Raw genomic sequence first — 13,206 nt, 5'->3', positions numbered from 1 at the left:
TATCCAGCCATGCCCTCCGGCGTCTTGCACCACTGGAACATCACCATGCATGGAGACAAGATCATGAAAGCAGTCGTGTACGAGGGTGCGCGATCGGTCAGCGTCAACGACGTCCCGGACGCTCGCATCGAGCGACCGACGGACGCCCTGGTCCAGATCACAACGACCAACATCTGCGGGTCCGACCTGCACATGTACGAGGGGAGGACCGACTTCGAGACAGGACGCTGGTTCGGCCACGAGAACATGGGGCTGGTCATCGAGGTCGGCGATGGCGTCGACAAGGTGCAGGTGGGCGACTACGTCGTCCTCCCGTTCAACGTCGCCTGCGGCCACTGCAAGAACTGCGAGCGGGGCCTCACCAACTACTGTCTGACGGCACAGCCGAACGAGAAGTGGGCCGGCGCCGCGTACGGCTTCGCCGACATGGGCCCCTGGCCGGGCGGCCAGGCGGAGCTGCTCCGGGTGCCGTGGGCGGACTTCAACTGTCTGCGGCTGGGAGAGGACGCGGAGGAGAAGCAGAACGACTATGTGATGCTGGCCGACATCTTCCCGACCGGCTACCACGCCACCGAGATGGCGAACGTCAAGCCGGGCGACCAGACGGTCATCTACGGTGCGGGGCCGGTGGGATGCATGGCCGCGTACTCCGCCATCCTCAAGGGAGCGAGCAAGGTCATGGTCGTCGACCGCCACCCCGATCGCCTGAGGTTGGCCGAGGAGATCGGAGCGATCGCGATCGACGACTCGAAGGTCGACCCGGTCGAGGCCGTCAACGAGATGACCATGGGGTTGGGCGCGGACAACGGATGCGAGTGCGTGGGATACCAGGCGCACGACGTAGAGGGCCACGAGCACCCGAACATCACCCTGAACCGGCTGGTGCAGTCGGTCCGCTTCACGGGCGACATCGGGGTGGTCGGTGTGTACATCCCGCAGGACCCGGGCGCGTCGGACGAACTCGCCAAGCAGGGCGAGGTCGCATTCGATTTCGGCGAGTTCTGGTTCCGTGGCCAGAAGATGGGCAGCGGGCAGGCTCCGGTGAAGAAGTACAACCGGCGGCTGCGCGACCTCATCGCCGCCGGCAAGGCGACTCCGTCGTGGATCGTCAGCCACGAGCTGTCTCTGGACGAGGCTCCCGACGCCTATGAGCACTTCGACAACCGCGACGAGGGCTGGACCAAGGTCGTCCTGCACCCCGCCGGCGCACTGGCGGGGTGAGGACGATGGCAGACGAACTGAACGGGGGCCGGATCGCGATCCTGGCGACCGACGGGGTCGAGCGCGTCGAGCTCGAGCAGCCCCGCCAGGCTCTCGACCAGGCGGGCGCCACGACGACGCTCCTGTCGATCAAGACGGGAGAGATCGCGGCGCGCGACCACGACCTGGAGGACGCAGGCACCTTCTCGGTGGACGGGGATGTGCACGGAGCGTCACCGGACGAGTTCGACGCGCTCCTGCTCCCGGGCGGGACCGTCAACCCCGACAAGCTCAGGATGGACAGCGGTGCGATCGACTTCGTGCGGGCCTTCGTCGACTCCGGCAAACCGGTCGCCGCGATCTGTCACGGCCCGTGGAGCCTGATCGAGGCCGACCGGGTGCGCGGGCGCCGGCTGACCTCCTGGCCGAGCCTGCGCACCGACCTGCGCAACGCGGGCGCCAAGGTCGTGGACGAACAGGTCGTCACCGACGGCACCCTCACCACGAGTCGCTCGCCCGACGACCTGCCTGCCTTCTGCGAGCGGATCGTGCAGGAGTTCGCGAAGGCCCGAGAGCGCGTCTGAGATGGCCGGCCGCGCCAGCAGTCGTCGGGAACCATCGACGACCAGCCGGCTGCTCTCCACCCGCCGCGCGCTCCTCTGCGTCGCGGCGGGCGGGGTGGCCGGCATCCTCGCCGCGCTGCTTCTGACACCGCCACTCGGCCCTCTGGTGGGGTGGTGCATCGCGGGTATCTCGGCGCTCGTGTGGATCTGGCGGATCTGCTGGCCCCAGGATGCGGCGGGCACCGAACGCGTCGCGCGCGAGGAGTCCCTGTCTCACGTCACCGACGACGCGATCATCACGGCATGCCTCGCCAGCGTCGCCGCCGTGATCCTCGCAGTCGTGCAATCCACCAACCGCGGCGGGGACGCGGTCTCGGTGGCGCTGGTCATCCTCGGCTGTGTCGGCACGATCGTAGCCTGGGCGCTGGTCAATACGATCTACGCCTTGAAGTACGCGCGCATGTACTACATCGACCATCAGGAGGGCGGGTTCGACCTCGGGCAGGACACGCGACCGACCTACAGCGATTTCGCGTACTTCGCCTTCACCATCGGGATGTCGTATTCCGTCACCGGCATGGAGCCGACGGCGACCGACGTGCGTCGCAAAGCGCTGGCGCACGCCCTGCTGTCCTACTTCTTCGGCACGGTCCTGATCGCAGTGGCGATCAACCTCGTGACCGGCATCGGGCAGACCAGGGGCGGAGGCTGAGCCGAGGCCGAAATTGCGCGCGGCTAGCGGAGCGGCCCCGTGCTGTCGCGCACGCGCAGGACGGGCTGGATGAGCGGGATGGTGTGCGCCGGCTCCCCGCGCAAGGCGCCGAGGACGCTGTCCACCGCGCGACGACCGACCTCGGTGAAGTCGAGCCGCACGGTCGTCAGGGCCGGCCGGAAGTACGCGGACTCGTCGCGGTCGTCGAACCCGACCACGCTCACATCGCCGGGGACGGAGAGCCCCTGGTCGGCCAGCGCCTTCATCACGCCGAGGGCCATGGCGTCGTTGATCGCCAGGACCGCGGTGATGGATCGGTCGGCCGCGATCTCAAGGCCGGCGCGGTAGCCGGCGTCGGCCGACCAGTCCGGCGACGCGAACTCTTTCGGCGTCGTCCGCCCGGCAAGGGCCAGCTCGGTCTGCCACCCGCGCCTGCGCGCCTCTGACGCCATCCAGCCGTCCGGACCGCCGATGAAGTAGACGGTCTCATGGCCGAGGTCGAGCAGGTGCCGCGTGGCAAGCTGAGCCCCGAGTGTCTCGTCGACGGACACGGTCGCCGGTCCGGCAGGTGAGCCCTGCTCGAAGCGCACGACCGGGACATCCGCATCCAGCCGCTGAAGCACTTCGGTGGCCGCGGTCATCGGCGCGAGCACAACGATCGCGTCGACCCCGTCGTCGACGAGCGAGTCGAGACCCGCCTTGATGCTGGCGCGGTCGATGTCGGCGATGCTGACGAGGCTCGTCGCGTAGCCGTTCCGCCGTGCTTCCTCCGCGATTCCGAACAGCGCGAGAGCGGGGCCGTGCACCGACAGTGCGTAGCTGAGCACGCCCAGATTCATGGAGCGGTTCGTCGCCAGATTGCGGGCCGCGGAGTTGCGGCGGTAGCGCAACTGCACGATCGCCGTCTCGACCCGCTCCCGGATCTCGGGGGCGACGTTCGTGTGCCCGTTGACGACACGGGAGACGGTCTGCTGCGAGACCCCGGCGAGACGGGCGACGTCCACCATCCGTGCGGCGCGGGGTACGTCGTTGCTCTCCGTCATCCCCCAATTATGGCCGTGACCGGCCGGGCGCCTGCGCAGCGCCCGGCCGGTCGGATCCGCTGAGCGAGGGCGCTCAGCGGTTCCCGTAGCGCAGCACGGCCGGATGCTGCTCGTACGGCCATTCGGCCTCGGGGATCATGTACTCCAGCGTCGTGTAGCTGCCGTCCATGGTCGAGGCCAGTGAGGGAGGGCCCGGGAACCCGATGACCCTCCACCCGACGCGGTTGTCGTTGCCGCCGTAGACCGGATCGCCGTAGAACCCCTGCCGGGTGTTCAGCACGAGGAGTGGGAAGAACTCGAGGAAGTCCTCGTTGACCGGCTGGTTGCCCGCCGGCGCTCCCCCGCTGCCCTGGCCGTCGGAGTCGGCGAAGACGAACTTCGCCGGCTTCTCCTTCTTCGAGATGGTCTCGAGCGCCGCATCCTGCTGGTCGTCGTCGAGCTCCACGAAGTCCGCGCCGAACTTCTCAGCCGAGATCGCGTCCAGTTCGACGATGCCCTCGCGGTAGAACTTCTGGCGGCTCTCGATGCGCTCCTGCCAGGCCTTCTCCTCCAGCCCTTCCATGCGGAGGAACCCCTTGCCGTCAGCCGCGGGGAAGACGAACTGCGTCCCCGCCAGCATCCGGTCGATGAACCGGACCACTCCCGCCTCCCGGGCTCCCGGGTGGTGGTCCGTCGGAATGATGCGCGCAGTGGCGGCCTCGACAGTCGCCCACTCGTGCTCCGTGAAGAAGAGCGGACCATCCGTGTCTCGCGCCGAGATCGGTACGGTCACCCATTCTGCCTGTCCCATAGTCTTCGTCTTCTCCTCTGAAGTGGTGTTCTCAGTCGGTCCAGCCGTGGCGGTCCACAGCGATGATGCGGTCGGCGCAGCGCCAGGCGTTCGCCATGATCGTCAGCGCCGGGTTGATGCCGGTGGCCGTCGGGAAGAAGCTCGCGTCGAACACGTAGAGGTTCGGCACCTCGTGCGACCGGCACCACTTGTCGACGACCGAGGTCGCCGGGTCGTTGCCCATACGTGCGGTGCCGAGCTCGTGCGAGGTGTTGCCCGTGATCCGCTCCATGTTGACCGGCACGATCTTCGAGGCTCCGGCGGCCTCGAGGATCTCGCCGTTCTTCTTCACCTGCCACTTCTCCTGCGCGAAGTCGTTCGCGTGCGGCGTGTGGGTGATGCGGGCGACCGGGAGGCCCCACGCATCCCTCACCGTCGGGTCCAGATCCACGCGGTTCGACTCGACCGGCAGATCGTGGAGCAGGATGCCGATCTTCATCGTGTAGTTGAACAGGTCGCGGTCGGCGTCCTTCGCGGCCTGACCCCACGTGGGGCGGCCGGGGAAGCTCCAGTTGACGGGATGACCGAGCATCGACGGGAAGATCAGCGAACCGAGGATGTGTCCCCGCGACTCGTCCGTCTCGTAGAAGTCGAACGAGCACAGGTTCATGTAGTGGCCCGACCAGCCGTACAGCGGGTCGTGCAGTTCCTTGTCGAACAGACCGACCGAGAACGAGTACTGGTGGAACGTCGCGTTCTTGCCGACCTGGCCGCTTCCGTTGCCGAGGCCGTCGGGGAACAGCGCCGACTTCGACATCAGGAGCAGGCGCGGCGTCTCGATCCCGCCTCCGCAGACGATGACGGCCTTCGCGTTCTGCACGAACTCATTGCCGTTCTCGTCCTGGTAGCGAACGCCGGTGGCCTTGCCGGTCTTGTCGACGAGGATCTCGCTGACGTAGCAGTCGGACCGCAGGTCGTAGAGGCCCGTGTTGACGGCATCCGGGATGAAGCTGATCAGCGTCGAGGACTTGCCGTTGCCCGGGTCGGGATACTGCTGCCAGAACCCGTTCTCGCTGAACGGCTTGCGGCCCCGGTACGGCTCGGTCACCATGCCCTGCGGCATCGGGAACGTGCTGTGCCCCATCTTGTTCATCGCGGTGGCGAACTTGCGGCCGATCTGGCTGAGCGGCGCGGGCTTCGTCGGGTAGTCGCGGCTGCGGCGACCCTCCCACCGGTTGGCGCCGCCGAGGCCGGAGGTGCCGAACTCCCACTCCACGCGGGTGTAGTACGGCTCGAGATCGTCGTAGCTGATCGGCCAGTCGACGAGGCTGGCGCCCTCGACATCGCCGTGCAGCGAGCGCAGCCGGAAGTCGTTCTCCGTCATTCGCGGCACCATGCCGCCCCAGTGCGTGGTCCCGCCGCCGACGACCTGCGGGGTCGCCGAGAAGTTCGTGATGACCGCTTCTTCGTTCTCGTTCTGACGGTAAGTGCGGGGCTTCAGCTTCGGGTCCTGCCAGATGAAGTTGCGGTTGAGGAACTTCAGCTCGTCGCCGGACGCGTGCTCGGGCTTCAGCCACGGGCCGCGCTCGAGGCCGACGACGCGCAGCCCCGCTTCGGTCAGCACCTTGGCGGCGGTCGCCCCGCCGGCGCCGGCGCCGACGATCACGACGTCGACGGGCTCTGGGTTCTTGAGGGTGGTCATTCTCTGTCCTTCCTTATGAAACGTCAGGTTCGGGATGCGCCGCTCAGGCGAGCACTCCGGCGCGGCCCAGCCGCGCGATGGGGAGGAGCGCATCCCAGAGGGCGCCGGGGATCTCGAACTCGGCGAGTTCGACCGTCTGGGCGACCCGCTTCGGCTCGGACATGCCGACGATGGTGGAGGTGACGCGCGGGTCGCGCAGCGAGAACTGCAGCGCGGCGGCGGCGAGCGGGACACCGTGCTCGGCGCAGAGGGACTCCATCCGGCGCACGCGCTCCAGGACCTCGTCGTCGACGGGGGCGTAGCAGTAAGTGGGGACGGCGTCCGGGCCCTTCACGAGCATCCCACCGCCGAAGGGAGCCGCGTTCACGAAGGCCACCCCGCGCGCCTGGGCGTCGTCGAGCAGGGGCTCGGCCGACTGGTCGACGAGGGTGAACCGGTTGTGGCTGATGACCGCGTCGAAGGCCTCGGTCGCCAGGTACTGCAGCTCGAGATCGATCGGGCCGCCGGCGACACCGAGGTACTCGATGACTCCCTGGTCGCGCAGGGAGATCAGCGCTTCCAGCGGGCCGCCGGGGGCCACGCCCTCTTCGAAGGTGATCTTCTCAGGGTCGTGCAGATAGACCAGCGGGAGCGTGTCGAGGCCCAGGCGCTCGAGGCTCTCCTCCACCGAACGACGGACGCGGTCGCCGGAGAAGTCCGTGGTCCCGGGAATGGGGTCGACCTTGGTGGCGACGACGACACCCTCCGGAACTCCCCCGTTCTCGCGGATCGCCTGCCCGATTCGTTTCTCGCTGTCGCCTCCGCCGTACTCGTTGGAGGTGTCGATGAAGGTGAACGGTCCCTCGAAGACGCGCCGGATCGTCCCCACCGCGGTCTCCGTGTCGACTTCGTAGCCGTACTGGGCGGGGAAGCTGCCGAGGGCGCTGGTTCCGACGCAGACGTCGGAGACGGTGAGGCTCGTGCGCCCGAGTTGTTTGGTGGTCATGCGCTTCGCTTTCTGTTTCGAGGTGGGTTCGACAGGGTCAGTGGGTTCGATGGTTCGTGTCGTTCAGGAGGGTGGGGCCGTGCTCTGCCGCACGACGAGGGTCGGATCCACCCGGGGTAGCGCGTCGGCCTGGCCGCCGCGCATCAGGTGCAGGATGCGGTCGACCGCCAGGCGCCCGACCTCTTCGAAGTCGAGGCGCACGGTGGTGAGCGCCGGTCGGTAGAACTGCGACTCGGGCACGTCGTCGAAGCCGACGACGCTTACGTCCTCCGGCACCCGCAGACCGGCGTCGGCGAGCGCCTTGACGACGCCGAGCGCCATCTGGTCGTTCGCGACGAACACCGCGGTGATCTTCGGATTGCGCGCGATCTCCCGGCCGGCGGCGTAGCCCGAGCGGGTGGACCAGTCGCCCGAGATGACCCGGTTGGTGACCCGTCCGGCGGATGCGAGCGTCCGCGCCCATCCTCGGAGCCGTGCCTCGCTGCCCAGCCAGCCGCTCGGACCGGCCACCTGCCAGACGGTGTCGTGGCCGAGATCCAGCAGGTGCTGTGTGGCGAGCTCGGCGCCGGCGACCTCATCGGTCGCGACGCTCCTCGTCCCCTCCGGAGCGCCGGGCTCGAAGAAGACGAGAGGCACTCCCGCGTCGAGCCCCGAGATGGCCTCGAGCGCCGCCTGCACCGGCGCCAGGACAACGATGCCGTCGACCGAATCCTCCACCAGGTGGTCGAGGGCGGCCTTCATGGCGGCCCGGTCCACGTCGCCGAGGGTGACGAGGTTGGTCGCGTAGCCCGCACTTCTGGCTTCGTCGGCGATGCCACTCAGAGCGACGGACGGGCCGTATTGCGCCAGGCCGAAGCTCACGATCCCGATGTTCATGGTCCGGCCGTTCGCCAGGGCGCGGGCCGCCGGGTTGCGCCGGTAGCGCAGCTGGCGGATAGCGACCTCCACGCGCTCCCGGATCTCCGGGGCCACGTTCGGGCTTTCGTTGACGACTCGGGAGACCGTCTGCTGGGAGACCCCGGCCAGCCGTGCGACATCGATCATCCTGGCACCGCGAGTCGTGGACTGCTTCTCGTTGCTCGATGGTGCCGACACGTCGTCAGCTCGCTGCCCGCGCCGTGCGCCGACCGAAGTGGCTTCGGAAGAATCCGGAGATCCTCTGCACACCACCTGCGCTGGAGAGGAAGACGGCGACGACGATCACGGCGCCCTTGATGACCAGCTGGGGCTCGGACGAGATGCCCACCAGGTTCATCACGTTGATGATCGTGGCCAGGACGAACACACCGATGACGGCACTGATCGGGTCGCCCTTGCCGCCCATCAGGGAGGCGCCGCCGACCACGACCGCTGCGATCGCATCCAACTCGTACCCGACACCGATGAGGGAGCTGCCCTGCCGAAGCTGGGCCGCGGCGATGAGGCCGGCGAGGCCCGCGAGGAGCCCCGACATCGTGTACGTGATGATCAGGTTGCGTGCCACCGGGAGGCCGGAGAGGCGGGCGGCTTCCGGGTTGCCGCCGATCGCGTAGAGCGACCGGCCGAAGGTGGTGAACTTCGCGACGAGCGCGGCGATGATCGTCACGACGAGGAAGATCATGACCGGGTTCTGCAGTCCCAGGCTCGTCCCGCGGGCGAACAGGTCGATGAAGGTCTGGTCCGTGATCTGGATGAGGCTGGTCGACTGGATGATGTAGCTGAAGCCCTTGACGGCGCTCATCATGGCGAGCGTCGCGATGAACGGCGGAATGCGCAGCCAGACGACGAGCAGGCCGTTGATCAGCCCGGCGATCCCGCAGCAGAACAGGGTGAACGCCACCGAGAGCCCCGTGGCCATCCCGGCTTGCAGGGTCAGGGCCACGATCACGGTGGACATCGCCAGGATGGAGCCGACCGACAGGTCGATCCCGCCGGTGAGGATCACGAAGAACTGGCCCACGGCAAGTACCGCCACGATGGACGCCGCCGCGATCACGTTCTCCGCGTTCCTCAGCGTGAGGAAGTCGCCCGAGACGTAGTAGCCGATCACGATGATCGCGATCAGCACCAGCAGAAGGTAGCTCTTGGGCAGGAGGCGCTTGGCCACGCTCCCCCACGTCGACCGCGAGCTCGCGGCCGAGGACTCATCGGTGGGCTTCACCGGCTCTTGCAGAGTGTTGTTCGACATTGTCTTTCCCGTCATTGGGTTCTCGTCTGGGGGGTTCTCGTCTGGGGCTTCTTGTTCGCCGGCGGCTCAGGCCAGCAGCTGGAGGATCCGCTGCCCCTGCGGATCGATCTCGTCGTGATCGAACTCGGCGACCACGCGGCCGCGTGCCATCACGAGGACGCGGTCGCACATCATCGCCTCCGAGATCTCGGAACTTGCGATGATCACGGTTCCGCCCGACCGGGCGAAGTCGCGGATCAGTTCGTACATGTCCTCCTTGGCGCCTACGTCGACGCCGCGGGTCGGCTCGTCGCAGATGAGGAGCCGGGAGGAGCGCACGAGCCAGCGGGCGAGGATGCCCTTCTGCTGCGTTCCGCCGCTCAGGGTCTTCATCGGCTGGTTGACGCTGGAGACCTTCATTCCGAGCTTCGTCACCATGTCCTGCGCCGTGCGCTTCTCGCGTTTCCCGTCGATTACGGAGAGCCGGCTGAACATCGGCATGCTCGCGAGGGTGATATTGCCCGCGACACCCATCTCCGGGATGAAGCCCTGCGCCTTGCGGTCCTGGGGCAGGAGGCCGATGCCGCGACGGATGGCGTCCCTCGGCGAGCCGAAGTCGACCGGCTTGTCGTCCATCAGGAGCGCTCCGTCGGTCTTCTTGCGCGCGCCGGCGAGCAGGCTCGCCAGCTCCGACTGGCCCGAGCCGATGAGGCCGGCGATGCCGAGCACCTCGCCCTGGTACAGGTCGAAATCGACCTCGGCGACACGCTCGTCCTCGCCGAGGCCGCGAGCGGACATGAGGATTGTTTCGGTCCGGCCCGCGCCGAGCCGGGGGCTGCGCTCCCCGCGCAGGGCGGCGTCGGCGATGGAGCCTTCGAGGCTCTTGCCGACCATGGCCGTCACCACGTCCGCGGGCTTGGTCTCCGCCGTGCTCAGGTTGGCGGCGGTGACGCCGTCGCGCAGGACGGTGACCGCGTCGCACAGGCTGTAGAGCTCATCCATGCGGTGGGAGATGTAGAGGAGGGTGACGCCCTCGGCGGCCAGGCGGCGCAACACGGTGAAGAGGCGCTCGACATCCGGGAGCGGGAGGGTGGAGGTCGGCTCGTCGAGCAGCAGCACCCGCGCGTCCTTGTGGAGCGCTTTGGCCAGTTCGACCGCCTGCTGCTCCGCCACGGAGAAGCTGGAGACCGGCTGACGGACGTCGAGGTCGAAGCCGACCCGGGCGAGGGCCTCCTGCGCCTTGGTCTGCATCGTCTTCCAGTCGACGACGGTGCCCTTGGTCGGCAGGGTGCCGAGGAAGATGTTCTCGGCGACCGAGAGCGAGGGCACGAGGCTCAGCTCCTGGTAGATCGTGTGGATGCCGGCGTTCTGCGCATCCGTCGGCTCCTTGAACCGCATGACCTCGCCGCCCAGGCGGATGGTTCCGCCGTCGGGCGTCTCGGCGCCGGAGAGGATCTTGACAAGCGTCGACTTGCCGGCGCCGTTCTGACCCGCAAGGGCGTGGATGCTTCCCCGCTTGACCGAGAAGCTGACCCCCTTGAGCGCCTGGACACCGAGGTAGCCCTTGGTGATGCCCTCGAGCTGAAGCTCGTCCATGTTTCCTCTGCACTTCCTCGTGACGTGGTGTTTCTGTTGACCTGGTCGCTGCGCCCGAACCGATGACATCGGGCGCAGCGACTCCTGGTGGCGCCTGACGCCTAGTCGTTGGCCCGGACGTAGGTGTCTTCGGCCTTGTAGTAGTCCTTGGCGTTCTCCGGCGTGACGACGGTGGTCTTGATGAAGACCTCCTTCTTCGGGCATGCCGACTTGTCGTTGTTGTACGCAGCGACGGCCATCTTCACGGCGGCGACACCCTGATCCCACGGCTGGTTCGAGGCGGTGGCCTGCAGGGGACCGGTCGGGTTGTCGACCATCTCCTTGACGGCGTTCATCCCGCCGTCGTAGCCGGCGACGATCACGCCGTCGCCCCAGACGCCGGCCTGCTGGAGGCCCTGCTCGATGCCGCCCTCCATCACGTCGCTCATGCTGTAGACGATCTTGAGGTCGGGATTCGCCGTCGCGACGTCACGGATGGGAGCGAGCGCCTTGTCCGGCTTCCACTCGCCGTACTTGGTCTCGAGCTTCTTTGTCGTGATGCCGGGGTAGTCCTTCATCACTTTCTCGTAGCCCTTGAGGAAGCCGTTGTAGCGGAGGTCGCTGATGACGTCGCCGGGGAAGCCGCCGATGCCGACGACCTTGATCTCGCCTGTCTCGCCGAACTTCGCGATCGCCTTCTTTGCCGCGACCTCGCCGGCGAGGGAGCCCGTGTAGCCCTGGTCCTCGGCGACGTAGCAGTACATGTCCTTGACGAGCGACGGGTCGAGGTTCGAGTTCACGGTGACGAGCGGCACCTTGGCGGCCTGCAGCGCGGCGACGGACGCGCCGACGCCGATCGGGTCGTTCGGGTTCATGATGACGACGTCGACGTTCTTCGTGATGAGCGTCTGCACGTCGGCGTTCTGGCGGACGGTGTCGCCGTTGGCGTCGAGGAGCTGGATGGTCGCACCCAGCTTCTTGGCTTCGGACTGGCCGCCCTCGACGAGGGTCTTCCACCAGTCGCTGCCGCTGATGCCGCGCTGGCTCCAGCCGATGACGAGGCCCTTGCCGGCCTTCTTGTCCGCGTCGTTGGCGGCCGCCTGGCCGTCGGTGCCGCCGCGCGCGCATCCGGTGAAGAGGAGCGCTGAAACTGCGGCGATTCCGGCGACCTTGAGGATGGACCGGGTTCGGGTGCGTTTCGTGGTGCTGCTAGGACTGATCATTTTTCCACTTCCTTGTGAGGTGATCGGTGCGGGGTACAGCTGAGGGGGTACTCGTGACGCCAGGCGTCACGTGGGGGCGTGGTTCGGATGGTGCGGTGGTGCAGGCGGCGGCACCCCGGGACCGAGCAGGACGGGCCTGTCCGGGATGCCGCCACCGTCTGGCGCTCAGTCGAGCGGGGTGAAGACCCCGCGCTCCTCGAGCAGCTTGATGTTGCGGGCGCGGGTTGCGCGCTCGCGGGCGAGCCAGTCTTCGCCGGGAGGGGCGTCGAGATACTGGTTCTTGGGGTAGATCGGCTTCTCGTAGATCGCCGCGTACTGCTCGGTGCGCAGATCCTTGAAGCCGTTGAAGACACCGTTCGACTGACGGTCGCGGCGCAGCGCGTCGATGTCGATCGTGGTGCTGACGAAGGTGTCTCCGGCGGTCACGCCCGGCGTCTCGGTGATGATCTTTCCGCGCTGGTTGACGATCATCGAACGGCCGCCGAAGAGGTCGTTGATGACGCCGTCCGGGCCGAGCTCAGGGCCGAGGTTCGGTGCGACGACGATCGCGTTGTTGAACAGCGCGTGTGCCTTGTTCTGCACCTCCCACATGCCCTGCGAGGTCTGCGGCTCGATGAGGGTCGCGCGGATGAGGATCTCAGCGCCGTTCATGGCGAGTCCGCGAGCGATCTCGGGGTAGGCGCCCTCGTGGCAGATCACGTAGCCGATGTTGCCGATGTCGGGGGTCTTCGCGACGGGGAAGATGGCGTCCATCACGTTGCCGTCGCCCTTCTTCTGGATCCACTCGTCCCACAGGTCGTGCGGGTTGGTGGTGCCCAGGGTGCCGCCCTCGAAGCCGTCGCTTGTCGCCTTCGCACGGCGGTAGATGACGTCGCCGTTCGGGTCGATCATGAACGCGCAGTTGAAGTAGCGGTCGGGGAAGTCGTCGTCGGCGACGAGGTACAGCTCGCCGGCGATGTAGGTGTTCAGCTCCCGTGCGGCCTTGCCGAGCTCGTCCGTCTCGGGACCGGGGATGGTGCGGGCGAACTTCTTCTCCGCCTCACGGTTGCCGGCGGTGAATGCCATGTGCATCCCCTGGATCGCCATCTCGGGGATGACGACCAGCTTCACCGGGTAGCCCTCGGTCGCTGCCACACCGACCGCCGTCTTCATGAACGAGATGATGCGCTTGGTGTTCTTCAGCGCGTCTTCCGGCTCGACGATCGGGATCTGCAGCGGCGAAAGCGCTACGACTGTGTACGGCTCAGTCACGTCCAACTCCTTTGTTGATTGGGGTTCGTGTCGGCCA

12 protein-coding genes are annotated in these 13,206 nt (G+C 67.5%); 3 read left to right on the top strand and 9 right to left on the bottom strand.

The features are described from left to right. Window positions 1-63 precede the first annotated feature (63 nt). From AB4Z18_RS03130 to AB4Z18_RS03120, 3 genes are read left to right on the top strand one after another with little or no spacing between them, the layout of a single operon-like run. Complete coding sequence (locus AB4Z18_RS03130; RefSeq protein WP_441781245.1) at window positions 64-1,221, top strand: glutathione-independent formaldehyde dehydrogenase; 1,158 nt, start codon at window positions 64-66, stop codon at window positions 1,219-1,221. Window positions 1,222-1,226: 5 nt separating this feature from the next. Further along, window positions 1,227-1,784 (top strand): type 1 glutamine amidotransferase domain-containing protein, encoded by a 558-nt coding sequence (locus tag AB4Z18_RS03125; RefSeq protein ID WP_441781244.1) that lies wholly within the window; start codon window positions 1,227-1,229, stop codon window positions 1,782-1,784. A 1-nt stretch (window position 1,785) separates the two neighbouring features. Next, window positions 1,786-2,475 (top strand): DUF1345 domain-containing protein, encoded by a 690-nt coding sequence (locus AB4Z18_RS03120; protein ID WP_441781243.1) that lies wholly within the window; start codon window positions 1,786-1,788, stop codon window positions 2,473-2,475. A 23-nt stretch (window positions 2,476-2,498) separates the two neighbouring features. Here AB4Z18_RS03120 and AB4Z18_RS03115 read toward each other — a convergent pair whose 3' ends face one another. The 9 genes from AB4Z18_RS03115 to AB4Z18_RS03075 all read right to left on the bottom strand — a co-directional run bounded on the left by AB4Z18_RS03115 (window position 2,499) and on the right by AB4Z18_RS03075 (window position 13,169). Continuing rightward, window positions 2,499-3,518, bottom strand: coding sequence for a LacI family DNA-binding transcriptional regulator (locus AB4Z18_RS03115; RefSeq protein WP_441781242.1), 1,020 nt, complete (start codon window positions 3,516-3,518; stop codon window positions 2,499-2,501). Window positions 3,519-3,591: 73 nt separating this feature from the next. Beyond that, window positions 3,592-4,308, bottom strand: coding sequence for a gluconate 2-dehydrogenase subunit 3 family protein (locus AB4Z18_RS03110; RefSeq protein WP_441781241.1), 717 nt, complete (start codon window positions 4,306-4,308; stop codon window positions 3,592-3,594). A gap of 31 nt (window positions 4,309-4,339) precedes the next feature. After that, window positions 4,340-5,989 (bottom strand): GMC family oxidoreductase, encoded by a 1,650-nt coding sequence (locus AB4Z18_RS03105; protein ID WP_441781240.1) that lies wholly within the window; start codon window positions 5,987-5,989, stop codon window positions 4,340-4,342. A gap of 43 nt (window positions 5,990-6,032) precedes the next feature. Next, entirely contained in the window at window positions 6,033-6,974 is a 942-nt protein-coding gene (locus AB4Z18_RS03100; RefSeq protein WP_441781239.1) for an aldo/keto reductase, read from the bottom strand. Window positions 6,975-7,037: 63 nt separating this feature from the next. Further along, complete coding sequence (locus tag AB4Z18_RS03095) at window positions 7,038-8,018, bottom strand: LacI family DNA-binding transcriptional regulator (protein ID WP_441781238.1); 981 nt, start codon at window positions 8,016-8,018, stop codon at window positions 7,038-7,040. Between the two features lie 55 nt (window positions 8,019-8,073). Next, entirely contained in the window at window positions 8,074-9,156 is a 1,083-nt protein-coding gene (locus AB4Z18_RS03090) for an ABC transporter permease (RefSeq protein ID WP_441781237.1), read from the bottom strand. A gap of 51 nt (window positions 9,157-9,207) precedes the next feature. Continuing rightward, a complete protein-coding gene (locus tag AB4Z18_RS03085) occupies window positions 9,208-10,716 on the bottom strand; it encodes a sugar ABC transporter ATP-binding protein (RefSeq protein WP_441781236.1) in 1,509 nt (502 codons plus the stop codon). Window positions 10,717-10,817: 101 nt separating this feature from the next. Further along, window positions 10,818-11,918, bottom strand: coding sequence for a sugar ABC transporter substrate-binding protein (locus AB4Z18_RS03080; protein ID WP_441781235.1), 1,101 nt, complete (start codon window positions 11,916-11,918; stop codon window positions 10,818-10,820). A gap of 165 nt (window positions 11,919-12,083) precedes the next feature. Further along, complete coding sequence (locus tag AB4Z18_RS03075) at window positions 12,084-13,169, bottom strand: nitrilase-related carbon-nitrogen hydrolase (protein WP_441781234.1); 1,086 nt, start codon at window positions 13,167-13,169, stop codon at window positions 12,084-12,086. Between the last annotated feature and the right edge of the window lie 37 nt (window positions 13,170-13,206).

Origin of the sequence: Leifsonia sp. 2TAF2 (genome assembly GCF_052115085.1) — a bacterium.
GTDB lineage: Bacteria > Actinomycetota > Actinomycetes > Actinomycetales > Microbacteriaceae > Leifsonia.
The sequence above is the reverse complement of the archived record's forward strand: the minus strand, read 5'-3'. Positions and strand labels throughout refer to the sequence as shown.

Coding starts and splice junctions, on each gene's coding strand:
- AB4Z18_RS03080 (WP_441781235.1), bottom strand. CDS start 11,918: ATGATCAGTCCTAGCAGCACCACGAAACGCACCCGAACCCGGTCCATC.
- AB4Z18_RS03130 (WP_441781245.1), top strand. CDS start 64: ATGAAAGCAGTCGTGTACGAGGGTGCGCGATCGGTCAGCGTCAACGAC.
- AB4Z18_RS03110 (WP_441781241.1), bottom strand. CDS start 4,308: ATGGGACAGGCAGAATGGGTGACCGTACCGATCTCGGCGCGAGACACG.
- AB4Z18_RS03090 (WP_441781237.1), bottom strand. CDS start 9,156: ATGACGGGAAAGACAATGTCGAACAACACTCTGCAAGAGCCGGTGAAG.
- AB4Z18_RS03100 (WP_441781239.1), bottom strand. CDS start 6,974: ATGACCACCAAACAACTCGGGCGCACGAGCCTCACCGTCTCCGACGTC.
- AB4Z18_RS03115 (WP_441781242.1), bottom strand. CDS start 3,518: ATGACGGAGAGCAACGACGTACCCCGCGCCGCACGGATGGTGGACGTC.
- AB4Z18_RS03125 (WP_441781244.1), top strand. CDS start 1,227: ATGGCAGACGAACTGAACGGGGGCCGGATCGCGATCCTGGCGACCGAC.
- AB4Z18_RS03105 (WP_441781240.1), bottom strand. CDS start 5,989: ATGACCACCCTCAAGAACCCAGAGCCCGTCGACGTCGTGATCGTCGGC.
- AB4Z18_RS03120 (WP_441781243.1), top strand. CDS start 1,786: ATGGCCGGCCGCGCCAGCAGTCGTCGGGAACCATCGACGACCAGCCGG.
- AB4Z18_RS03085 (WP_441781236.1), bottom strand. CDS start 10,716: ATGGACGAGCTTCAGCTCGAGGGCATCACCAAGGGCTACCTCGGTGTC.
- AB4Z18_RS03095 (WP_441781238.1), bottom strand. CDS start 8,018: ATGATCGATGTCGCACGGCTGGCCGGGGTCTCCCAGCAGACGGTCTCC.